General features: G+C 64.1%; 24 protein-coding genes. 8 read left to right on the top strand and 16 right to left on the bottom strand.

The genetic code is table 11. The features are described from left to right. Nucleotides 1-91 precede the first annotated feature (91 nt). Nucleotides 92-1,210, top strand: coding sequence for a 2'-deoxycytidine 5'-triphosphate deaminase (locus VWY75_RS06575; RefSeq protein WP_340545187.1), 1,119 nt, complete (start codon nucleotides 92-94; stop codon nucleotides 1,208-1,210). A 23-nt stretch (nucleotides 1,211-1,233) separates the two neighbouring features. Here VWY75_RS06575 and VWY75_RS06570 read toward each other — a convergent pair whose 3' ends face one another. The 8 genes from VWY75_RS06570 to VWY75_RS06535 form a co-directional block, all read right to left on the bottom strand. After that, nucleotides 1,234-1,440, bottom strand: coding sequence for a hypothetical protein (locus tag VWY75_RS06570; RefSeq protein ID WP_340545186.1), 207 nt, complete (start codon nucleotides 1,438-1,440; stop codon nucleotides 1,234-1,236). A gap of 104 nt (nucleotides 1,441-1,544) precedes the next feature. Then, nucleotides 1,545-2,207, bottom strand: coding sequence for an SMC-Scp complex subunit ScpB (gene scpB / locus VWY75_RS06565; protein ID WP_340545185.1), 663 nt, complete (start codon nucleotides 2,205-2,207; stop codon nucleotides 1,545-1,547). Continuing rightward, a complete protein-coding gene (locus VWY75_RS06560) occupies nucleotides 2,207-2,998 on the bottom strand; it encodes a segregation and condensation protein A (RefSeq protein WP_340545184.1) in 792 nt (263 codons plus the stop codon). The genes scpB and VWY75_RS06560 overlap by 1 nt, the downstream gene beginning before the upstream one ends. Further along, the gene (nagZ, locus tag VWY75_RS06555; protein WP_416537754.1) at nucleotides 2,991-3,995 is read right to left on the bottom strand and encodes a beta-N-acetylhexosaminidase; all 1,005 of its coding nucleotides are present in this window, start codon (nucleotides 3,993-3,995) and stop codon (nucleotides 2,991-2,993) included. The genes VWY75_RS06560 and nagZ overlap by 8 nt, the downstream gene beginning before the upstream one ends. 149 nt (nucleotides 3,996-4,144) lie before the next feature. Beyond that, complete coding sequence (locus VWY75_RS06550) at nucleotides 4,145-5,503, bottom strand: SPOR domain-containing protein (RefSeq protein WP_416537755.1); 1,359 nt, start codon at nucleotides 5,501-5,503, stop codon at nucleotides 4,145-4,147. Nucleotides 5,504-5,595: 92 nt separating this feature from the next. After that, a complete protein-coding gene (gene argS, locus VWY75_RS06545) occupies nucleotides 5,596-7,341 on the bottom strand; it encodes an arginine--tRNA ligase (protein ID WP_416537756.1) in 1,746 nt (581 codons plus the stop codon). A gap of 187 nt (nucleotides 7,342-7,528) precedes the next feature. Further along, nucleotides 7,529-7,843: a YciI family protein gene (locus VWY75_RS06540; RefSeq protein WP_061048797.1), complete on the bottom strand. Its 315-nt coding sequence runs from the start codon at nucleotides 7,841-7,843 to the stop codon at nucleotides 7,529-7,531. Between the two features lie 121 nt (nucleotides 7,844-7,964). Continuing rightward, a complete protein-coding gene (locus VWY75_RS06535) occupies nucleotides 7,965-9,146 on the bottom strand; it encodes a deoxyguanosinetriphosphate triphosphohydrolase (protein WP_416537758.1) in 1,182 nt (393 codons plus the stop codon). 99 nt (nucleotides 9,147-9,245) lie between these two features. Between VWY75_RS06535 and VWY75_RS06530 the strand changes: the two genes are divergently transcribed. After that, nucleotides 9,246-9,569, top strand: coding sequence for a HesB/IscA family protein (locus VWY75_RS06530; RefSeq protein ID WP_014874225.1), 324 nt, complete (start codon nucleotides 9,246-9,248; stop codon nucleotides 9,567-9,569). 133 nt (nucleotides 9,570-9,702) lie between these two features. On the opposite strand, the gene VWY75_RS06525 is transcribed toward VWY75_RS06530, so the two are convergent. Together VWY75_RS06525 and VWY75_RS06520 are read right to left on the bottom strand one after the other, a co-directional pair. Beyond that, nucleotides 9,703-10,932, bottom strand: a complete 1,230-nt coding sequence (locus VWY75_RS06525) for a DUF6902 family protein (protein WP_416537759.1) — start codon at nucleotides 10,930-10,932, stop codon at nucleotides 9,703-9,705. Between the two features lie 78 nt (nucleotides 10,933-11,010). Beyond that, on the bottom strand, nucleotides 11,011-11,262 hold the full coding sequence (locus VWY75_RS06520) for a hypothetical protein (protein WP_416537760.1): 252 nt from the start codon (nucleotides 11,260-11,262) through the stop codon (nucleotides 11,011-11,013). Nucleotides 11,263-11,649: 387 nt separating this feature from the next. Between VWY75_RS06520 and xth the strand changes: the two genes are divergently transcribed. Next, a complete protein-coding gene (gene xth, locus VWY75_RS06515; protein ID WP_416535899.1) occupies nucleotides 11,650-12,456 on the top strand; it encodes an exodeoxyribonuclease III in 807 nt (268 codons plus the stop codon). A gap of 244 nt (nucleotides 12,457-12,700) precedes the next feature. On the opposite strand, the gene VWY75_RS06510 is transcribed toward xth, so the two are convergent. From VWY75_RS06510 to dksA, 3 genes are all read right to left on the bottom strand, one after another. Further along, nucleotides 12,701-12,907 carry a cold-shock protein gene (locus VWY75_RS06510; RefSeq protein WP_014874221.1) on the bottom strand — a complete coding sequence of 69 codons (207 nt, stop codon included), beginning with the start codon at nucleotides 12,905-12,907 and terminating at the stop codon, nucleotides 12,701-12,703. A 231-nt stretch (nucleotides 12,908-13,138) separates the two neighbouring features. Further along, a complete protein-coding gene (locus tag VWY75_RS06505) occupies nucleotides 13,139-14,365 on the bottom strand; it encodes an FAD-dependent monooxygenase (RefSeq protein ID WP_416537761.1) in 1,227 nt (408 codons plus the stop codon). 119 nt (nucleotides 14,366-14,484) lie between these two features. Beyond that, entirely contained in the window at nucleotides 14,485-14,907 is a 423-nt protein-coding gene (dksA, locus tag VWY75_RS06500; RefSeq protein WP_340545175.1) for an RNA polymerase-binding protein DksA, read from the bottom strand. 193 nt (nucleotides 14,908-15,100) lie between these two features. Between dksA and VWY75_RS06495 the strand changes: the two genes are divergently transcribed. Then, nucleotides 15,101-15,940 carry an AAA family ATPase gene (locus VWY75_RS06495; protein WP_340545174.1) on the top strand — a complete coding sequence of 280 codons (840 nt, stop codon included), beginning with the start codon at nucleotides 15,101-15,103 and terminating at the stop codon, nucleotides 15,938-15,940. A gap of 70 nt (nucleotides 15,941-16,010) precedes the next feature. On the opposite strand, the gene VWY75_RS06490 is transcribed toward VWY75_RS06495, so the two are convergent. The 3 genes from VWY75_RS06490 to VWY75_RS06480 form a co-directional block, all read right to left on the bottom strand. Next, entirely contained in the window at nucleotides 16,011-16,748 is a 738-nt protein-coding gene (locus tag VWY75_RS06490; RefSeq protein WP_416537762.1) for a hypothetical protein, read from the bottom strand. 217 nt (nucleotides 16,749-16,965) lie between these two features. Next, the gene (locus tag VWY75_RS06485) at nucleotides 16,966-17,334 is read right to left on the bottom strand and encodes a helix-turn-helix domain-containing protein (RefSeq protein WP_416535902.1); all 369 of its coding nucleotides are present in this window, start codon (nucleotides 17,332-17,334) and stop codon (nucleotides 16,966-16,968) included. Between the two features lies 1 nt (nucleotide 17,335). Next, nucleotides 17,336-17,713 (bottom strand): hypothetical protein, encoded by a 378-nt coding sequence (locus VWY75_RS06480; RefSeq protein ID WP_340545171.1) that lies wholly within the window; start codon nucleotides 17,711-17,713, stop codon nucleotides 17,336-17,338. A gap of 322 nt (nucleotides 17,714-18,035) precedes the next feature. Here VWY75_RS06480 and VWY75_RS06475 point away from each other — a divergent pair, with 322 nt between their 5' ends. The 4 genes from VWY75_RS06475 to rsgA all read left to right on the top strand — a co-directional run bounded on the left by VWY75_RS06475 (nucleotide 18,036) and on the right by rsgA (nucleotide 22,240). Then, nucleotides 18,036-19,406 (top strand): DUF2927 domain-containing protein, encoded by a 1,371-nt coding sequence (locus tag VWY75_RS06475; protein ID WP_416537800.1) that lies wholly within the window; start codon nucleotides 18,036-18,038, stop codon nucleotides 19,404-19,406. 83 nt (nucleotides 19,407-19,489) lie between these two features. Further along, nucleotides 19,490-19,657, top strand: coding sequence for a hypothetical protein (locus tag VWY75_RS06470; RefSeq protein ID WP_340545170.1), 168 nt, complete (start codon nucleotides 19,490-19,492; stop codon nucleotides 19,655-19,657). A gap of 54 nt (nucleotides 19,658-19,711) precedes the next feature. Next, the gene (locus tag VWY75_RS06465) at nucleotides 19,712-20,896 is read left to right on the top strand and encodes a vWA domain-containing protein (protein WP_416537763.1); all 1,185 of its coding nucleotides are present in this window, start codon (nucleotides 19,712-19,714) and stop codon (nucleotides 20,894-20,896) included. A gap of 252 nt (nucleotides 20,897-21,148) precedes the next feature. Continuing rightward, entirely contained in the window at nucleotides 21,149-22,240 is a 1,092-nt protein-coding gene (gene rsgA / locus VWY75_RS06460) for a ribosome small subunit-dependent GTPase A (protein ID WP_416537764.1), read from the top strand. Nucleotides 22,241-22,327: the final 87 nt, after the last annotated feature.

The following is a 22,327-nucleotide window of genomic DNA, read 5'->3' as shown; positions in this document are numbered from 1 at the left end:
GGCTAAAAAACGCCCGCCCCTCTCTGGGGTGGGTGTTTTTGTATCTGCCTTTCGTGCAAGGTATTGATAATAAAGCGTTGGGAGGATCGGGATGACATCAGAACCACGGCTCGTGAGCGGAGCGGCACAGGGCGTGCTGTCGGATCGCCAAATCCGCCAGATGATCACCGAGGCTGCGATTTCCGCTTCTTCTCCGATCCTGAATGACCAGATCCAACCGGCGAGCCTTGATCTGCGGCTGAGCGATTGTGCCTATCGGGTGCGGGCCTCCTTTCTGCCCGGTCTGGGGCGCACGGTGGCCGACCGGCTGGAGGATCTGACCATGCACCGGGTGGCGCTGACCGGTGGTGCGGTGCTGGAAAAAGGCTGCGTCTATGTGGTGCCGCTGATGGAGCGGATCCGTCTGCCCGAGGGAATGACAGCCGCCGCCAGCGCCAAATCCTCCATCGGGCGGCTGGATGTGATGACGCGGGTGATCACCGATCAGGGGGTTGAGTTCGACCGGGTCACCGATGGCTATGACGGGCCGCTTTATGCGGAAATCTGCCCGCAGAGCTTCTCAGTTGTGGTGCAGCCGGGGCAGCTGCTGACGCAGATCATCTTTCGTCAGGGGCGCACATTCCTCAGTGATGCGGAGCTGCGCGCGGTGCATGAGGCGACGCCGATTGTTTCGGGAACACCGGTGATCTCCGACGGTCTGGGCTTCTCCGTCGATCTTCGGCCTGAGCGGGGCGATCTGGTGGGATACCGCGCCAAACATCACACCGGTGTGGTCGATCTGTCAAAGCTCGGCCATTACGATCCGGCGGAGTATTGGGAAGAGGTCCGCACCACCAAGGGGCAGATCATTCTGGATCCCGGTGCGTTCTACATTCTGGTGAGCCGCGAGGCGATTGCCATCCCGCCGGATTATGCTGCCGAAATGGCGCCCTATCTGGCGATGGTGGGCGAATTCCGGGTGCATTACGCGGGCTTCTTTGATCCCGGTTTTGGCTATGCTGCCGCTGGCGGGGCCGGATCGCGTGGCGTTCTGGAAGTGCGCTGCCATGATGCGCCCTTTGTGCTGGAGCACGGGCAGGTCGTGGGGCGGCTGGTCTACGAGAAGATGTCAGAAGTCCCCGAACAGCTCTATGGCGTTGATATCGCATCGAACTATCAGGGCCAGGGGCTGAAGCTATCAAAGCATTTCAAACCCCAAACCAAGGGCTGACGCCCTGGTGGGAGAGCCTGAGCCTAGAACCGTGGGGGTCGGGTATTGCGCCCGGTCAGGCGCGCCTTCTGGGCGGTTGCCTTGTCCTGTGGCAGCGGGCGCGCGGATTTTTCCGTGCCCTGACCCTTGTCGCGCTTGGCGATTGCCCTGATCCCGGCGTTGACGCCTGCATTGACCGCGCGGCCCACAAGACGGCGCAGGATCATGTTGATCAACCGGTCTATGCTCATCTGCGTCACTCCTTGGCCCTGGCATCTGTTGCACGCGGATCTCACCGCGTGCACCGGCAGTATTGCAGAGGTTTGCGGCCCTTTTGCGGCGCGGCGGCCTGCCCTCAGTCGCCAAAGAGTTCCGGCTGTTCCTCGACCTCGTCGCTGTCGCCGCGCCCGCCCAGAGGCAGGCTGCCCGGTGGCGGGCGGTTTTCCAGCAGACCTGCGGCGCGCAGCTCCTTGAGGCCCGGCAGGTCACGGGCGCTTTCCAACCCGAAGTGATCGAGGAACGTGGGCGTCACCACAAAGGTCACCGGGCGGCCCGGTGTCATCTTGCGGCGGCCAAGGCGGATCCAGTCCATTTCCAGCAGCTGGTCGATGGTGCCGCGCGACACCGACACGCCGCGCACCTCTTCGATTTCGGCGCGGGTGACCGGCTGGTGATAGGCAATGATCGCAAGGGTTTCGATGGCCGCGCGTGAGAGTTTGCGGGTTTCGACCGTTTCCTTCTGCATCAGAAAGCCAAGGTCAGAGGCGGTGCGCAGCGCCCAGGCATCGCCGACGCGCACGATGTTGACGCCGCGCCCGTCGTAGCGTTTGCGCAGGTGCTCCAGCGCGGTGCCCGGTTCGCAGCCATGCGGCATCCGCGCCTCAAGATCGCGCACCGTCACCGGTTCGGCGCTGGCAAAGAGCACCGCTTCAACCATGCGCTCCTGTTCGGCCATGGGGGGCGCGTCGAAGAGGGTTTGGGTTTCCTCCGCAACAGTGTTCTGGCTGTGGTCGTCCATCAGGTATCCTTGTCACGAATGCGCAGCTGAATGGGCGCATAGGTCTCGCTCTGTCGCAGCTCCAGCCGGCCTTCTTTCACCAGTTGCAGCGAGGCGGCAAAGGTGGAGGCGGTGGCGGAGCGGCGTTTCATCGGGTCGGAGTGCCAGCCATCGGGCAGATAGGTCAGCATATCGGTCCAGCTGCCGGTGTAGCCGATCAGGTGGCGCATCCGTTCCAGCGCCGCCTCCATGGTAAAGATCGCCTCGCGGTCCAGCACGAAGGGGCGGAAATCATCGCGGGTGCGGATCCGCGCATAGGCCTGCATCAGGTCCAGGAGATTGGCCGAATAGCTGACGGTGCGGATGCGGGTCACATCCTCACCCTGACCACGGGCAAAGAAGTTGCGGCCCAGCTGATCGCGCGCCATCAGCCGCGCCGCGCTGTCGCGCATGGCCTGAAGCCGCTCCAGCTGGAAGGCCAGATGCGCCGCCAGCTCCTCACCGGAGGGGCCGTCCTCCGTCGGGTCGGGCGGCAGCAGCAGGCGGGATTTCAGATAGGCAAGCCAGGCCGCCATGACCAGATAATCGGCGGCCAGTTCGATACGCAGCTCATGGGCCTTTTCCACGAAACTGAGGTATTGGCGCGCCAGTTCCAGCACCGAAATGCGGCGCAGGTCGACCTTTTGCGTGCGCGAGAGCGACAAGAGCACGTCCAGCGGCCCCTCGTAGCCGTCAACGTCCACGATCAATGCTTCGGCCGCGAGCCGCTCCTCGACGCTGGTCGCGTCGTCGTCAAACAAAGTGTCAGCCATATACCTGTCCGCCCATGAGGGCTGATAGTTCGGCCTCGGCCGCGGTTATGTCAAGCGGGGCCGGAGCGCGGCGAGCGGCCTCGGCCTGTTCGGCGCGGGCCTGTGCAGCCACGCTCATCTGGCCCGAAGCCTCCGCCACGGCGGCGCGCTCATCCAGCGGGGCGTTGCAGAACAGGACCACATCGCAGCCTGCCGCCAGCGTGTCGCGCGCGATATCCTGCGGTGTGCCGCTCAGCGCCTTCATCGAGATGTCATCGCTCATGATCAGCCCGTCAAAACCGATGTCGGTGCGGATCATCTGCATGACGCGGGGCGACAGGGTGGCGGGGCGGCTGTCCAGCGCCTCATAGACCAGATGGGCGGTCATCCCCATCGGCAGGTCATTCAGCGCGGCAAAGGCGGCAAAATCCGAGCCGGTCAGCAGATCCAGCGGCGCGCTGATGCGGGGCAGGTCCTTGTGGCTGTCGAGTGTCGCGCGGCCATGACCGGGGATATGTTTCACCACCGGCACGACGCCGCCATCCAGCAGGCCGTCGGCGGTGGCGCGGGCGCGGCGCACCACCGCCGCCAGATCGCTGCCGTAACAGCGGTTCTGGAGAAACGGGTGGGTATCGGGACCGGCCACATCGGCCAGCGGTGCGCAGTTGCTGTCGATGCCCAGCCCGCGCAGCTCCTCCGCGATCAGGCGGGCGCGCAGATACATGGCGCGATCCGCCCCTGCCCCGGCAGCCGCCGCGTGATCCAGCGCTGGCCGCCACTGGCGTGCCAGCGGCGGGCGCAGGCGCTGCACGCGGCCGCCCTCCTGATCTATGGTGATCAGACAGTTCCGGCCAACCGCCTCGCGCAGTTCATCACAGAGCGCGCGGGTCTGCTCGGCGCTGTCGATATTGCGGGCAAACAGGATGAAGCCAAAGGGATTGGCGCGGGCGAACAGCGCCTTTTCGGCGGCGCTGAGACGCAGACCTTCGGCATCTAGAATTGTGGCTCCGTAACGCATTGCGATCCTCTTGTGCTGGGGCGCTGATACACCAGTGTCGGGGGCGGCGCCATGGCCGGATGGGTCAAACTGGCAGCAGTTTGCCGGATGGAAAACGACAAACGCCCGGCTGGAGCCGGGCGCGGAGGTGTCGGGGGGAGGCCCATGTCCTAGCGGGTGGTCACGGGGATACAGTCGGCGTTGCCTGCCACCAGAGCGGAGCAGAAACGGCGCGCATCGGAGAGGTCGTCAAAGCCCATCGCGCGCAGGCGGTAGAAGGTGCGACCTCCGCTTTCCGCCTTTTGGATCACCCGTTTCTTGCCTTCCAGATAATCGGCGAAGCGTCCGTGGATGCGATCCCATTCGGCGCGCGCGACCTCGGCGCTTTCATAGGCGCCGAGCTGGGCCAGACGGGTGCCTGCGGGCAGGCTGTCGGGCGAGACATCCTGCGTGGTTTGCGCCACCGGCGCAGACGCTGTGGCGCGGCTTGGTGAAAAACGGGCGGGCCGCGCGGCAGGGCGCAGCGAGACGCGCACACCGGGGGCATTGCGCAGGGCTGCATTTGGCGCGGGCGCCACGGCCGCGACGCTCACGGCCTGTAGGGGTTGTGGCTGGACGATGGCCGGGGCGGAAGCCGACAGCTGTTCGGCGCCGCGCAGGGTCTCCTCCACCAGAGGGGCGAAATCCTCGGTCAGCTCAGCCACCAGCGCGTCGATATCGCCGCCCTGATAGGCCGCGACGGCTTCGCTGGAGAGCCTGCCTGTATCGGCATTGGCCACCGCAGCGGCATCAGCCGCGCCATCGCGGGTGTCGTTGATCCGCGCAGCACCGGTGGTGAGCGCCGCCTGCATGGGCTGGTCATCCTCGGTCAGCTGCACGTCCTGCGGCGCCAGTGTCAGCCGGTCGGCGGGAGTTTCGACATTGCCATTGGCGGCAACCGCATTGACGGCAAGCCCCTGATGGTCGGCGGGGAGGCCGCCGGGGTTCTCGGGCTGCACCCGCAGCGGGCCTTCGACGGCGCGCACGACCGGCACGCCGCTGACATCGCGGGAAATCAGCTGGTAGCCCCAGAGACCGATGCCTGCGACCAATACAAGCGAGGCCACGGCGCCAAGGACGCTGAACGCCTTGCTGAGGCCGGCGCGACCGGCCCCTGCCGGTTCCGGGCTAAACCCGTAGTCATCGTAGCGATGCCCCTGACCGGTGCCCGGCCCGCTATAGGCGTCCTGCGCGGAGGCACCATAGCTGGGCGCGGGCTGCTGGTAGGGGCTGTAGGACTGCGCGCCCTGTCCGGGGGATGTATGGGGCTGCGCAAAATAGCCGCCCGCTGCCGCCTGCTGGGCCTGTGGCGCGGCGGCCGATGTCTGCGGATCGAATCCGAAGGGGTGTTTGGGCTGCGGATAGGGCAGATGCGCATCGGCAAAAGAAGGCTCCTGCCGGGTGCCCTGTGTTTCAGTGGCGGAGGCCGAAGAACGGTCCCCACCATTGGAATACGACTGGCCGTGACCTGCCTGCGTAAAATACGCCATTTCCGCCTCACTGCCCGCAGACGGCACGCAATGCGCCGATCCGGGTTTCTACTTGATGATCTGCCTCGATCCGGCGGCCTGGGCGATTTTAGCTATCGCATCTCCTGCGCCGGTGTGACCCCAAGAATACCAAGACCGGCAGAAATGACAATGGAAACGGTCTTGGCCAGTGCCATTTTTGCATGTGTTGCAGATGGGTTGCTCTCGTTAACAAAACGTAAACCTTCGTTGGTTTTGCCAAGGTGATACAGCCCGTGCAGTTCCGAGGCGAGATCATAGAGATAGAAGGCAACCCGGTGCGGCTCGTGGGTGCGGGCGGCGATTTCCACCTGACGTGGCCATTCGGCCAGCTTCTTGGCCACCGCCAGCTGGGCGGAATCGTCCAGAAGCGACAGGTCGGCCGCGGCCAGCGTGGCCTCGTCGGTCGCAATCCCGGCCTCTGCCGCCTTGCGCAGGGTCGAGCAGATCCGCGCATTGGCGTATTGCACATAGAACACCGGGTTGTCCTTGGACTGCTCCAGCGCCTTGTCGAGGTCGAAATCGAAACCCTGATCGTTCTTGCGCGTCAGCAGCATGAAACGGGTCACATCGGCGCCCACCGCATCGACCACATCGCGCAGGGTGACAAAGGTCCCGGCCCGTTTGGACATCTTGAATTCCTGACCGTCCTTGAACAGCTTCACCAGCTGGCACAGCTTGATATCCAGCGGCACCCGGCCATCGGACAGCGCCGAAACTGCCGCCTTCATCCGTTTGACATAGCCGCCGTGGTCGGCGCCGAAAATGTCGATCAGCTCGTCAAAGCCGCGCTCAACCTTATCGTAGTGATAGGCGATGTCGGGCGCGAAATAGGTCCAGGAACCATCGGATTTCTTCACTGCCCGGTCAACGTCGTCGCCGTGATCGGTGGATTTGAACAGGGTCTGTTCGCGCGGCTCCCAATCGTCGAGTTTCTTGCCCTTCGGCGGTTCCAGCACGCCTTGATAGATCAGCCCCTTGGCATCCAGTTCCTTCAGCGCGGCCTCGATCTTGCCGGTGCCGTAGAGGGATTTTTCCGAGTAGAACACATCCATCTCGATGCCAAGCTGGGCCAGATCCTCGCGGATCAGCTGCATCATCGCATCGGTTGCGAATTCGCGCACCTCGGCCAGCCAGACATCTTCGCCCTGATCGACATAGGCATCGCCCACCTTGTCCTTCAGCGCCTGCCCGACGGGAACCAGATAGTCGCCCGGATAGGTGCCATCGGCAAAGGCCACGTCCTGCCCGTGTGCCTCGAGGTAGCGCAGGTAGACAGAGCGCGCCAGTACATCGACCTGACCGCCGCCGTCATTGATGTAATATTCGCGGGTGACGTCATAGCCGGCATAGGCCAGGAGCGCCGCCAGCGCATCGCCAAAGACCGCACCGCGGGTGTGACCCACATGCAGCGGGCCGGTCGGGTTGGCGGAGACATATTCCACGTTCACCCGCTTGCCCGCGCCGACGTCCGAGCGGCCGAAATCCGTGCCTGCGTCCAGGACCGATTTCAGCACGCCCTGCCAGATGCCCGGAGCCAGCCGCAGGTTCAGGAAGCCTGGGCCTGCGACCTCAGCACTGGCGATCCGATCGTCCGCGGCCAGCTTCGCCGCCAGCGCCTCGGCGATGTCGCGCGGCTTCATCCTGGCGGGCTTGGCCAGCACCATCGCCGCATTGGTCGCCATGTCGCCATGGGCGGCATCGCGCGGCGGCTCCACCGCCACATTGGCAAAATCGAGCCCTTCGGGCAGCGCGCCCTCGCCGGTCATGGCGGTCAGGCTGTCGATCACGAGCGAGCGGATATCGGTAAAGAGGTTCATATCTGGCGTCCCAACTGTTCAGCACAGCGGATACCGGGGGCGGCAGGAAGGGTCAACAGGATTGCAGAACCCATCACCATCAGCAGCGGGGGCGTCCCGGAAAATTCCCGTTTCCGGTCAATTCTCCGGGTGAAGAAAATTGCGCGCGGGGCGAGGTTACGCGATATGCGCACCAAGGCGCGGCAGGTCAGGCCACCGGTACATCACGGGCCGGCAGACGGCCCCATCTGGTGATCTGATACCGGCGCAGCGAGGCGACATAATAGGGGTCGCGCAGAATCAGACGCTCAACCTCATCGCGGCTGGCCGCCTCGACATTCCAGATCGCCCCCGGAAAATCCTGCTCGGGCCGCATCGCCAATGCGCCGCCGATCTGCAATTCGGGATGGGCGCGTACATATGCGATATGCGCATCCCGGCGCGGGCGATCCGCGCGGATCCGCGCCATCTCTGGCGCATCCTGAAAGGTCACGGTCCAATGCGTCATGCCATTGCTTGCCATGGCGGCCTCTTGCATCTGCGATTGCGGTTCTGGGCGTCTGCCCCATGAAACCGCATCGGACCTACCTCAGGATAGTGCCAGTTGGCGTCAGCGTTACCGCCAGTCGCGGTGCAGCCCGCGCCTATTGCCCGGCTTGCAGATCTGCCGCAGCGGCAGCGGCCTCAGCCGGGAACAGGCGGCGGTGCTCCTGCAATGCAAAGCGGTCGGTCATGCCTGCGATGTAATCCGACACGATCCGGGCCAGAGCGGTTTCATCAGTGGCGGCGGCGATATCGCCCTGCCAGCGCGCGGGCATCTCTGCCGGATGGTTGAGGAAATGCGGAAACAGCGCCTCCACCACCTTGGAGACCTCAGCGCGTTTGCGCATCACGCTGGGCGCGCGGTACATGCGGGTGAAGAGAAAGGCGCGGATTTCCTTCAGGTCGGCCCAGAGCGCATCGGAGAACACCACCACGGGCGCGCCCAGGGCACGCACATCCTCGACGCTTTGCGCGCCGCTGGCAGCAAGACGGGCGCGGGCGCCGTCGATCACATCGCTGACCATCACGCCAAAGACCCGCCGCAGCGCCTCATGGCGGCGGCGGCGCGCGTCAAGGCCGGGATAACGGCGATCCACCGCCTGATAGGCCGGGCCGATCACCGGCAGCTCGGCAATATCGGCATCGGTGAACAGCCCGGCGCGCAGACCGTCGTGCAGGTCGTGGTTGTTATAGGCGATGTCATCGGCCAAGGCCGCAACCTGCGCCTCGGCGCTGGCATGGGTGTGCAGCTCCAGATCCAGCGCCGCGTTGCATTCGGCCAGCGCCCAGGGCAGATCGCCCACAACCGGACCATTATGTTTGGCAATCGCCTCAAGGGTTTCCCAGGTGAGATTCAGCCCGTCGAATTCGGCGTAATGCCGTTCCAGCGAGGTGACGATGCGGATGGCCTGCGCATTGTGATCAAAGCCACCATAGGGGGCCATCAGCGCATGCAGAGCATCCTCGCCGGTGTGGCCGAAGGGCGTGTGCCCCAGATCATGCGCCAGCGCCACCGCCTCGGTCAGTTCCTGGTTGAGCCGAAGTGCGCCCGCAATGGTCCGCGCCACCTGCCCCACCTCGATCGAATGGGTGAGCCGGGTGCGATAATTGTCGCCTTCATGTTCGACAAAGACCTGGGTTTTGTGTTTCAGCCTGCGAAAGGCGCTGGCGTGGATGATCCGGTCACGGTCGCGCTGATAGGGGGAGCGGAAACTGCTTTCTTCTTCGGGGACTTGGCGGCCACGGCTACGGTCGGGCATGGTCGCATAAGGCGCGTAGGTCACTAATCTTTTCCCCAGTCAATCTTGTCCCTGTGGCGTCACCTTTCTATATTATGAACTCAGCTGCAACACGGCAGTGATCACCGTATTGGGAGACCAGAGATGCAATTGCCTCCAAAAGTGACCGAGCGCGCCTTTGCCCGGCTGGCCGAAATCGGCGCCGCCGATCAGGGTCAGGCGCTGCGCGTGGCTGTCGAAGGCGGCGGCTGTTCCGGGTTTCAGTACGAAATTGCACTGGATGCCCCGCAGGCCGATGATCTGATCCTTGAGGGTCAGGGGCAGAAGGTGGTGGTGGATGAGGTCTCGCTACCGTTTCTGGAAAACGCGGTGATCGACTTTACCGAAGAGCTGATTGGCGCGCGGTTCGTGATCAACAACCCCAATGCCACCTCAAGCTGCGGCTGCGGCACCTCGTTTTCGATGTAGAAACGCCCGCAGGGGCTGCATGACCACCGGTTCGCGCTAAGTGATGCTGGCCGCGCGGTGCCCTGCGGACCAGATCCGTCATCTGCTTCCATATGGCCGGAGCGTCGCCGCTAAACGGGCTGGCGCGTTCTGATCACGGCGACAGGCTGAGTCCCCCTGCCCCGATCCGTCGATATCGGGCGTGACAGTCCCCCGCCCTGCTGAAGATCTGCCAGAACGCCTCGAATGCGGGGGTGCTGTTTTGCAGGTTCCGCAACTGTTTGCGGGCCTCGGGACCGGAGTGCGCCGCCATATGGCTGAGGGCATCCTGCCAGAGTGCGGGTGCTGTCCGGCCGGGTCCAGCGCCTGCCTCCATCAGCCAGACCGACAGCGGCGCCAGCAGGCTGCGGGTGGCGGGGGCGGCGATATGCAGGGCCTGCCCGGCGCCTGCGGGGAGCCGGCAGGCGGGCTCGGCTTTCCGGCCCACCGCAGTTACCTGCTGCCACCACAGCGTAACGAAACAGGCGTGATAGCCATCCATACGCCCGTCAAACCCGTCTGGTGTCAGGGTAAACTGCGCGGTCGCGTGGCTGAGCAGCTGCTCCCAATAGGGCGCAGGCGTCGCGCCGGCATAGCGCAGGGCAATGCAGATCTCGGCCAACAGGTCCAGATCCTGATCAAGGCAGGCCAACAGCCCGGCGTAGGTCAGGCTTTGCAGGGCGCGGGCGTCCAGCCCCGGATCCCGCCGCCCGTAATCGGAGAGGTAGAACACGATATGGGTCAGCTCGTAGGCAGCCTTGCGATTGGGGATCGCAAAGGTCGCGCTGCGGCGGGTGAAGCGGCGCAGCCGGTCCGCAAGCCCAGGATCAACCGGCAGCGCAATGCCACGGCGGGCCAGCAGCTGCTGTGCCTCAGCGCGTTGCAGATCCGACAGTTCCGCCTCCACGAGCCCCTGAGCCGCGGCCCAATGTGCCAGCTCCGATGCGGCGGCGGGCGTGCCGGTCAGATCTTCGTAGTCGAGGCAGATCGACAGGATAAAGCGATAATATTGCGGGAAAAACCGCAGTTGGCGCGTGGCGCCGTCACAGAAGGGGCGCAGGGGGGACAGCGCCGCCTCGCCGCCGATCCCCCCTGCGCCTGCCGGTCCCCCGGCCCGCTGCTGCATCACCCGCAGCAGGCTCAGCAGTTCTGCGTTCTCCTTCAGCCAGTAGACCGCCTGCGGCCGGCGCCGGTGGCAGGCAAAGCTCTCGACCCATGTTGCAGCCGATGTACCCGGCGCCGTGCCCCGCCGCCCCGGTCCAGAGGGAGGCGGATGGTCGGGCGGGACATCAGCGGACGCACGAGTTTCAGCGTCCGGGATCTTGAAAGGCAGGATGATGGTCATGGTTGAAGCACCAAGATGGAACGCGCCCTGTGTCCGTCAGCCGTCAGACAGGCTGCCGGGGGGCTGGCTCATCGCGGCTTAGCTGCCGGAGGAGAACAGGCCGGTGGCCGCGCCCGTGGTGGTGGCGCCATCGGCCTGCGGAGCGGAACCGGAGGAGAACAGCGCGGTGCCTGCGCCCGCAACCAGATTGCCGTCGCCCTCGCGGCAGATCGAACCGGAGGAGAACATCTCGACCCCGTCCCCGGCATGAAGATCGCCGGTATGAAGCTCCGCCGCCGCAGGTGTCGACGGCCGTGCAAAGAGGTCGTGGCGCAAGGTTGATGTGGTCATGGATCGTCTCCCGTTCTAGGTGAAAAACACCCGTCGACGATTGGCACGGGATGCCTGTTTCGCAACTGATAAACACGCCTACCGGTTGTTTTTCTGATAGGTCCACGGTTTAGGAAGGAGCGTCAATCCGTTGATCCTGAACCGAATGGCAGGTTCTGCACAGGTTAGCCACAGAGCTATCCACAACCGCAGACGCACAAAGCATAAGCAGACCGTCAGGCGATGATTTTGCAGGGCTGCAAATCACCCGGCAGCCGGGAGGGCGAGACCGAGCGGATCGCGTGCTGCTGATTCGCTGCTGTCGCCCGGACGCGCCCTTGCCCCCTCGCCCGGATTGCGCGATAGATCAGGCGCCCCGCTGCGGGCCATTGAGGCAGGAGACCGGATATGAAAATCGCCACCTTCAACATCAACGGTATCAAGGCCCGCATCCATGCGCTGCCGGAATGGCTGGATGAGGCGCAACCCGATGTGGTGGTGCTGCAGGAGATCAAATCGGTCGATGAGGCCTTTCCGCGTGAGCTGTTCGAGGACCGGGGCTACAATGTCGAAACCCATGGCCAGAAGAGTTTCAACGGGGTGGCGATCCTGTCAAAGCTGCCGCTGGAGGATGTGCGGCGCGGCCTGCCGGGAGATGACAGCGACGAACAGGCGCGCTGGATCGAGGCAACCGTGGTGGGCAAACAGGCGATCCGCATCTGCGGGCTTTATCTGCCCAATGGCAACCCGGTTGAGCTGGACGCAGATGGACAGCCGGTCGACGGCGGCAAATACGCCTATAAACTGGCCTGGATGGAGCGGCTGCGGCAACGGGCCAAGGATCTGCTGGCCGAGGAAATGCCCGCGCTGATGGCCGGGGATTACAATATCATTCCGCAGGCCGAAGACGCCAAGACGCCCGAAGCCTGGAAAGACGACGCGCTGCACCGCCCCGAAAGCCGGGCGGCATTCCAGCGGATTGTCGCACTCGGCTTTACCGAAGCGTTCCGCGCCCGCCATCAGGGGCCGGGGCATTATTCGTTCTGGGATTATCAAGCCGGGGCCTGGAACCGCGACAACGGCATCCGCATCGACCATTTCCTGCTGAGCCCGCAGGCCGCCGATCTGCTGCGCGACTGCCAGATCGACAAGGAGGTGCGCGGCCGCGACAAACCGTCAGACCATGTGCCGGTCTGGGTCGATCTGGACCTATAGGCGGATAAGGCAGCAGCCTGAGTGCCGGGTCGCGGGCGATCCGGCGGATTGATCGGGGTCAGCCCTAACGGCGCGCGGGCCGCTGATATCGGCCCGCCCCTGAGGTCCGCAAAGATTTCATCTCGGCACGGACAACTCCGCACAAACAAGTCCGCAAGAACAAGTCCGCAAGAACAACAAAGGGCGCATCGTTTCCGATGCGCCCGAATATCATCTCAGCAGATACCCCCGCGGGGGCAAAAGCTTAGGCGAGAGCCAGATTGGCTGCGCTTTCGCGGCCATCACGACCGGCTTCGATATCGAATGTGACTTTCTGGTCGTCATTCAGTGTGGTCAGGCCTGCGCGCTCAAGCGCCGAGATATGCACAAACACGTCTCTGCTACCGCCCTCGGGGGCGATAAAACCAAAACCTTTAGTAGAGTTGAACCATTTTACGGTGCCATTAGCCATCGTAAGTCTCCTAAAAAATGCCACCCGCGGAATGCGGCAGCTCGGCCAGTCAGTGCAAGATCGCATCGCTGAGCCGTAAGGAGCAGAAAAGTCGATAGAGATAACCTAACCCGACCTCCCTACCTGCCTTTGTGCAACTAAGCAAGCAGCAACTGCGGATTGTTGCGACGAGGGTGTGCGAATGCGCCAGCTCCAGCGCCGCGCCCCAGGTTCTGACGCCCTGCCCGCCGGTCAGGCCAGCGTGGTGACGGGGCCGCCGGTGCCGGGGTCGTTTTCGGCTGGGCCCGCGCTGTCGCCGGTAACGTCATGGCCGTAGATCCAGTCGAATTGCTGCACCATGCGCTGGGGCGCGAGGCGACCGCCGAGGCGCAGGATCTGATGCGCAGGCCAAGCCAGCGGCTGGCGCAGGTGGTATTTCCAGGCATTGCCGGTAGCGGCATCGACAACCCGGGCGGTGCGGTCGTAGCGGCGCGCCTGATAGGCGGCCAGACCGGCCTCGGTGGTCTTGGCGGTGCGCAGGGCATCAACCAGCACCCAGGCATCCTCAAGCGCGAGGTTCGCACCCTGAGCCATGAACGGCAGCGTGGGATGCGCGGCATCGCCCATGATCGCCAGCGCGCCCTTGTGCCAGACTTCGGCCACCGGATGGCGGAACAGCCCCCAGAGCGCCACCTGATCGACCTGACCCAACAATTCTGCGGCAGCGCCACCAAAGCCCTGGAAGGCGGCGCGCAGGTTTTCGGGGTCATCCTGCTGATGCCAGCCCTCATCCGCCCAGGTCTTGCGTTCCTGCACCGCGACGATGTTCATCAGGCTGCTGTCGCGCAGCGGATAGGTGACCAGATGGCGACCCGGCCCCATGAAGACCTGCGCCTCGGCCGGGTGATTGTGCAGATTGGCAACCGTAGCGCGCCAGGCCACCTGCCCGGTAAAGCGCGGTTTGGCCACGCCGTTCAGCGCGGCGCGCGCCTTGGAGTGCAGCCCGTCTGCGCCGATCACCAGATCGCCGCCGCATTGCGCGCCATTGGCCAGATGCACCACCGGCCGGGCGCCGCAGCTGATGCGGTCGACCTTCTGCAACAGGCGCACCTTGACGCCGCTGCGACGTGCGGCATCAGCCAGCAGGTTGATCAGATCGGCGCGGTGGACAAAGTAGAAATTCCGCCCCGGCGCATATTGGTCGAGATCGAGACGCAGCACCTCCCGGCCCCGCCGGTGGCTGCGCAGAACCACCGCACGGGCGCGCGGCGCAGTCCAGGCGAGATCATCGGCCAGCCCCAGCGCCCGCAGAACCGCGACACCATTGGGGCTGATCTGAATGCCCGCGCCGACCTCGGTGATCGCCTCGGCCTGTTCGAGGACCGTGACCTCGGCGCCCTGCTGGCTGAACGCCAGTGCCGCCGCCAGCCCACCGATGCCCGCGCCGATGATGGTGATTTTCCGGTCTGTCAGTCTCATGCTGTCCCGCTGTCTGCACGCCGACCGGTCCGTTCTGGCCAGGCGATACCCCCAGATAACCGAAAAACGCCGGAGCGACAGGCCCCGGCGTTGTGATTTTTTTCACAAATGCAAGAAAATCAGTCGTCGCGGTGGACTTTTTCGCGCCGCTCGTGGCGTTCCTGTGCCTCAAGGCTCATCGTGGCGATGGGCCGGGCGTCCAGACGCTTGAGCGAAATCGGTTCACCGGTGACTTCGCAATAGCCGTATTCGCCTTCGTCGATGCGGCGGATCGCGGCGTCGATCTTGGCGACCAGTTTGCGCTGACGGTCCCGGGTGCGCAGTTCCAACGCGCGGTCCGTTTCCTCGCTGGCGCGGTCGGCAACATCGGGAATATTGCGGGTATTGTCCTGCAACCCCTCGATGGTGTCACGGCTTTCGGCCAGGAGTTCCTGTTTCCAGTCATAGAGCTTACGACGGAAATACTCCTGCTGCCGGTCATTCATGAAGGGTTCATCTTCAGCCGGACGATAATCATCCGGCAGGAACACGTCTTGCTTCATTTCGCTACCTTTGGTTTGCCCCATACTGCCGGTCTTCCTCGGTATTGTTTACAAACTCAGCGGCTCCCCCCGCATGCCGCAGCGTTTATCCCCTGCGCAGGCGATTGTCACTACACAATAGTACGCACAAAGGGTTAAAACCTGCATAAGAGCGCCCCCAGGGGTTGCAGCGAGGCAACGAGGCAGGAAAGACATGCAGTTTCAGGGCACTAAGGATTATGTCGCGACCGAAGATCTGAAAATCGCGGTCAATGCCGCGGTCACTCTGGAGCGGCCGCTGCTGGTGAAGGGCGAGCCGGGCACCGGCAAGACCGAGCTGGCGCGGCAGGTGGCGGATGCGCTGGGACTGCGGATGATCGAATGGAACGTGAAATCCACCACCCGCGCGCAGCAGGGGCTGTATGAATACGATGCGGTCAGCCGGCTGCGCGACAGTCAGCTGGGCGACGAGCGGGTGCATGACGTCAGGAACTACATCAAGAAAGGCAAGCTCTGGGAGGCCTTTGAGGCCGACGAGAAGGTCGTTCTGCTGATTGACGAAATCGACAAGGCCGACATCGAGTTCCCGAACGACCTGTTGCAGGAGCTCGACAAGATGGAGTTCCATGTCTACGAAACCGGCGAGACGATCCGGGCCAGGCAGCGCCCGATCATGATCATCACCTCCAACAATGAAAAGGAACTGCCGGACGCGTTTCTGCGTCGGTGCTTCTTTCACTACATCCAGTTTCCCGATGCCGAAACCATGCGCAAGATCGTCGAGGTGCATCATCCCGGTATCAAGGACAGCCTGCTGACCACCGCGCTGACGCAGTTCTACGAGATCCGCGATACGGCCGGGTTGAAGAAGAAACCTTCGACCTCAGAGGTGCTGGACTGGCTGAAGCTGCTCCTGGCGGAGGATCTGAGCGCGGAAGATCTGAAGCGCGATGGCGCGGATGCGCTGCCGAAACTGCATGGCGCGCTGCTGAAGAACGAACAGGATGTGCATCTGTTCGAGCGACTCGCCTTTATGGCGCGGGGACGTCGCTGAAGGCCAGCCGCGCAGGATCAGACCAGAGGCCCGCCCCTTGTTGCGGGCCTTTTTTGTCCTTGCCTCCGTATCAGACGGGCTGTCCCTCTTCTGGTCGTAGATAGGCCTGCGCTGTCTGCTTCAACAGAAGCCGCAGCTTGCGCGGGCGCCCTTCGATGGCAAAGTGCACGACCTGCTCCAGACAGTTCAGCTGTTTGAGCCGTTGCGGGACGTTATGATGGGTGCCGGGCATCACATAGTGGCGAAGGGTGTCGCGCCGGGGAAAGCGGTCCCGTTGCGGTGCCTCGCGGCCATGTCGCCCGTGGATGATGGTATAATCCGTGCCGTCGCGAAAATGATCGGCAGCAGATTTCACCTCGTAATGCGAGATCCGGTTGCGATAGGCCGCCCAGCGTGTTTCGTCAGGCACGATATCGGGGTGGATCGAAATCTGCGGCGCAAAGGCGAGAACGGCGTCTATGCGGGTAACGGAGGATGCGACGATGGCGCTGAAGCCGCCCATGGAATGGCCCATCGCAATCACACGGGTGGCGCCGCATATCGCGCGGTAACTCTCAATTTCGGCACCGATGCGGCTCAGAAGACCCGGCGTGTTCAGCCAGCTTCGCTGCGGATCCGCGATGAACAGGGTGTTGTGGCGGCCATTTCCCGTCGCGCTTCGCGCGAATTCATAAGGCGGGCAGGTTTCGGCATCCTTGCCAATCCCTGAAAAACAGACGACGAGCCTGTCGCCGGGTCCGCGATGCGCCCATGTGACCAGATCATCGCAGGACAGCCGGGGTGTGATTGTAAGCTGTGATGGAGGCACGTCCGCTCCCTGATCGCTGAGCGTTGTTTTCGGTGCTCGCGCATGGTGCGCGGCGACGCGACGGGTTGGTAAGGGGGCGGCACATACACCGGCCTGCTGACGGCTGAGTGCGCCAGTGGGCTGGACCGGCGCCTATGCCGCGTCTTCCGTCTGCGGTGTTTCGCACCGCGGGGTTTCCCCGTCGGCCTGCCCTGCCCGCATGGAAGCGGTCACAAGGTCAATACGCCTCGCGCAGGAAGCGTTCGACACGCTCGGGGTCATCCTCGATCATGCGCAAGAGGATGCGGGCGGGACGTTCCGGCAGGCGGCGGCCCTGTTCCCAGTTGCGCACCGAGCCGAGCCGAAAGCCGAAGTGGCTGCAAAAGCGTTCCTGCGACATGCCGAGGGTCTTGCGCAGGCGCACGACATCCACCATCGGCACCTCGCGGGTTGCGATGGTCTCCAAGGGCGTCTTGCCGGAGATGTCCTCCTGCATCTGTTTGAGCGCCATGGCGTCGCGGTCCGCTTCGCTTTGCTGGCGGATACGGCTGCCGGTTCGACGCCGTGCGTGATGCTCTGCCCGATGATCTGCCCGCTGCTCTGCCATGTCAGTTGCCCTCCTTCAATAGTGCCTTGATCCGGGATTTGACCACATCCAGGGCCAGATCCCGCACTGCCCGTGCCCCCTGCGCCATCAAGCCGGACAGCCGCGGATCGGGCTGTCGGCGGTGGATCCGCAGCACATAGACCATCATCAGATCAGGGCTGGCCTGATGGATGCGGTAGCGCAGCGCCAGATCCCCGGCGACATGGGTGTAATCTTCATCCGTCTTGCGCCCGATGGTGGGGTCGCGCACCAGGGTTGCGATCAGCCGGGCCAGCTCATCCTCGTCCAGATAGGCGTGGATGGCGTCCTCGACCGCGACCGGGGTGATGCGATAATCCACCCGCAGGCATTTCTGTGTCTCTTTGCGTATATACGCCATTGGCGTAGCCTTTTCAACCTGTCTCTGCGTTCCGTCACCGCTGGCAGAGTTGATCGGACCCGCCGTGATGCACAACCTCTGCCTGCATCAGCAGAGCTGCACCGCCCGCGGCGCGGGCGAAATTTTGCCGTCAATGTGATGCCGGGTAGCTCTTCTCATTGTCACACCGCTGCGATAAGGCCAGCCATAACATTGATTTTTAACCCTGTCTTGGCACAAGCTGGGGCGATCGCGCCGCAGGAGATATCGCTTGTTCACATTCCGGCCCCCCATCGCGGCCCCGCGCAAGCCTGCCAGCGGCAGCAGCGGCCCGGCGGCTGCCCTGTCCTGCGTGTTCCGGCGCGGCTGCGCCGCGCTGGTGCTGCTCGCCACACTGGCGGGATGTGGCACCGGAAGCGCCCCGCCGGCCCCCGGTCACCGCGGCGCGGCCACGGCAGCGCTGGCCCCGGCCAAGAGCTTTGCCCGTGCCCATCCAGTGGCGCCGCAGCGGGCCAACAGCGATATCGCACGGGATTTCCTGGATCTGCATTTCCAGCTGGAAGGCGGCACCGAACTGCCTGTGTTTACCCGGTTTGAAACTCCGATCACGCTGCGCGTCACCGGCCAGCCGGGCAGCGGGCTGACCCGCGATCTGGAGGCGCTGCTGCTGCGGCTGCGCCGAGAAGCGGGGCTGGACCTGCGGCAGCTGACCACCGGGGCGGCCAATATCACCATCGAAGCCGTGCCGCGCAAGGCGATCCGCCGTGCCTCGCCCCGGGCGGCCTGTTTCGTGGTCCCCAACGTCAGCTCGCTGGCGGAGTATCGCCGCTACAAGCGCCATCCGCGCACCAATTGGGCCAATCTGCGCGCCCGTCAGCGGCTGGCGATTTTTGTGCCGAATGATGTCAGCCCGCAAGAGACCCGCGACTGCCTGCACGAAGAGCTGGCGCAGGCGATCGGGCCGCTGAACGATCTCTACCGGCTGCCGGATTCAGTGTTCAACGATGACAATATCCATACGGTACTGACCGGGTTTGACATGCTGATCCTGCGGCTGGGCTATGCGCCCGAGCTGCGTACCGGCATGACACGGGCCGAGGTGGCCGCGCGCCTGCCTGCCATTCTGGCACGGCTGAACCCGGCAGGTGCCGGGCGCGCCGCGGCGCCGCTGCCGCGCACCTCTCGGGACTGGATCCGCGCGACCGAGGCGGCGCTGACACCGGGCACTGGCCGCGGCACCCGTTTGCAGGCCGCCCATCGCGGCGCCGCCATTGCCCGCGATCTGGGCTGGCAGGATCACCGGCGGGCGTTCAACCACTATGTGCTGGGGCGCATTTTGCAGCGGGACGAGCCGGAGCTGGCGCAGCAGCATTTCGAGACCGCGCTAATCTATTTGCAGGGGCGCTATGACAGCCCGCTGCTGCGCGCGCAGATCGCCAGCCGCATGGCGGCCTTTGACATCGTGCGCGGCGACGGCGCCAGCGCCCTGGCGCGGATCCGCCCTGCCCTGCCGGTGGCAGCGCGCGGCGAGAATGCGGTGCTGTTGTCAAGCCTGATGCTGCTGGAGGCCGAGGCCTTGCTGCTGGAGGGGCAAACTGACGCTGCCTATGCGGTCAGGCTGGACAGTCAGGGGTGGGCGCGATACGGGTTTGGCCCGGATTGGGCGGTCCGGGGGGCAATGCGCGAAATCGCAGCCCTGGCGCCGCCGCAATAACCGCAGCTGAGGGGCGCACCGGCTTGACCCGGCCCGCGGCGGCCCCACGTGAGACCTGAACACTCTAACATACGGACATTGGCATGATCGTAATCGGCGCATTGATCATTGGCGCATTCCTGGGGGCCCGTACGGCCCAGAAACGCGGCGGCAGCTTGGCGGACAAACTGCAATATGGCGCTGCATACGCCATTGTTTTTGGTATTCTGGGGATGTTTGCAACCATCCTTGCGGACCGCGCCCTGCTCTGACGCGGGGCTATGGGCCGCGACATGACCGCCTGATCAGCCCTGACGGAGACCCCGATGTTTCAGCCCTTCTTTGAAAACCTGCGCAAGGCGGCGGTTCCGGTATCCCTGCGGGAGTATCTAACCTTTCTCGAGGGGATGAAGGCCGGGCTGGCGACCTATGATATCGACGCTTTCTACTATCTGGCGCGCGCCGCCATGGTGAAGGATGAGCGCAATATCGACAAATTCGACCGTGCCTTTGCCACGACATTCTCGGGACTGGAGGCGATCCCCGCCGAGGCGGTGATGCAGGCCGTGGATATTCCCGAGGAGTGGATCCGCAAGATGGCGGAAAAGCATCTGAGCGAGGAAGAGCGCCGCGAAATCGAGGCGCTTGGCGGGTTTGAAAAACTGATGGAAACCCTGAAAGAGCGGCTGAAGGAACAGGAAGGCCGCCATCAGGGCGGCAACAAGTGGATCGGCACCGCTGGCACCTCGCCTTTTGGCGCCTATGGCTACAACCCCGAAGGCGTGCGCATCGGCCAGAAGGAAAGCCGCCACCAGCGCGCCGTGAAGGTCTGGGACAAGCGCGAGTTCAGGAACCTCGACGGCGATGTCGAACTGGGCATCCGCAACATCAAGGTGGCGCTGAAACGGCTGCGCCGCTGGGTGCGCGAGGGCGCTGCCGAGGAGCTGGACCTCTCCGGCACCATCCGCGCCACCGCCGAACATGGCTATCTGGATGTGAAGACCCGGCCCGAGCGGCACAATGCGGTGAAGGTACTGCTGTTTCTGGATGTCGGCGGGTCGATGGATCCGCATATCAAGGTGGTGGAGGAGCTGTTCTCGGCGGCGCGCAGCGAGTTCAAGCATCTGGAATATTTCTATTTTCACAATTGCCTCTATGAAGGGGTCTGGCGCGACAACCGCCGCCGCTGGGAGGCGCAGATCCCCACCCATGAGGTGCTGCGCACCTATGGGCCGGACTATAAATGTATCTTTGTCGGCGATGCCTCGATGTCGCCTTATGAAATCGCCTATCCCGGCGGCGCCAATGAGCATTGGAACCCGGAGGCAGGTCAGGTCTGGCTGGAGCGGGCGCGGGCGCAGTGGGCCTCACATCTGTGGATCAACCCGGTGCCGGAGGCCTATTGGGGCCATACCCATTCGATCCAGATGATCCGGGAGATTTTCGAGGATCAGATGGTGCCGATGACATTGGCGGGACTGGAGCGCGGCATGCGGGAGTTGACGCGCTAGGCCCGGCAGCGCGCACAGGCCACGCGCGGCGAAAGCTTGCCAAGTCACCCTGCCTCGGGTAGACCAAGCGCCAGAGAATTGGAGAGTTTATGTCCTGGTGAAGAAGGGGCGGCAGAGGCCACCCCGGTTTGCAGATTGCCCCGGTGAAGACCACCTGCGCTCATCCGCAGGTGTCAGGAAAGATCTGCGCGACATTCATCAGAGACACGGATCCGGGCAGGCCCCGCGATCACACCAAGAAAGACATTCCCAATGACAAGGGACTATTCCCAATTCCTGAGCCCCGCCTCCACTGACGGATCTGCCGATACCGCGCGACCGCTGAGCCCGCTGGAGCATCTGGGCTGGCAGAGCTTTTTCTCTCAGCAAACCGATCTCGAAGAGATCGCCAGCCATCCGCCCGTCCGTATCACCGAGGTGAACCGCAGCGGGCTGCGCGCACTTGGCGATGGCATCGACATGGTGATCCCCCCCGGCCCCGAGGCCACGGTGGGCGACTGGCTGATGCTGGACGCCGAGCTGCCGACCCATAGCCGGGTGCTGGAGCGCAAGAGCCTGATCCGCCGCCGCGCGCCGGGCAAGGATCGCAAGATCCAGCTGATTGCGGCCAATATCGACACCATGTTCGTGGTCACCTCCTGCAACGCGGATTTCAACGTCGCGCGGCTGGAACGGTTTATCGCCATGGCCTTTGACGCGGAGGTGACGCCGGTGATCGTGCTGACGAAGATCGACCTCTGCGACGATCTTGAGCCCTATGTCACCAAGGCAAAGGCGATTTCCGATCTGGTTGAGGTGGTTCCGCTGAACGCCAAGAGCGAGACCGCGCGCGAGGCGCTGGCGCCCTGGGTCCGGGCCGGGCAGACGATTGCCTTTCTCGGCACCTCCGGCGTGGGCAAATCCACGCTGACCAAGGCATTGGGCGATGATCTGGATATCGCAACCCAAGGAATCCGCGAAGACGACGCGCGCGGGCGCCACACCACCACCCGGCGGCAGCTCTATTTCATCGAAAACGGCTGCGGCGTGCTGGACACGCCGGGAATGCGGGAGTTGCAGCTGACCGATGCCGCCGAGGGGGTGAGCGATGTTTTCGCCGATCTTGAAGAGCTGTCCACCCAGTGCCGGTTCCGCAACTGCGCCCATGAGGGCGAACCGGGCTGCGCGGTGCAGGCCGGTATCGCAGCCGGCGAGGTGGACCCGGCGCGGCTTGACCGCTGGCGCAAGCTGGCGGCGGAGGAGGCGTTCAACTCGGCCTCGCTGGCGCAGCGCCGTGCCAAGGACAAGAGCTTTGGCAAGATGGTGAAAACCGTGAAGTCGATCAAGAAGCGCAACCGGAAGTAACCGCGCTGCGCGATCAAGACAGAAAGGGCGCCTCGTTGGGGCGCCCTTTTGCTATGTGCAGATGCGGGGGGTTTGCCCCCTGCCGCC

Origin of the sequence: Phaeobacter sp. JH20_08 (genome assembly GCF_048056635.1) — a bacterium.
In the GTDB taxonomy this organism is placed as follows: domain Bacteria; phylum Pseudomonadota; class Alphaproteobacteria; order Rhodobacterales; family Rhodobacteraceae; genus Phaeobacter; species Phaeobacter bryozoorum.
This window is presented reverse-complemented; position numbering and strand designations above follow the sequence as displayed.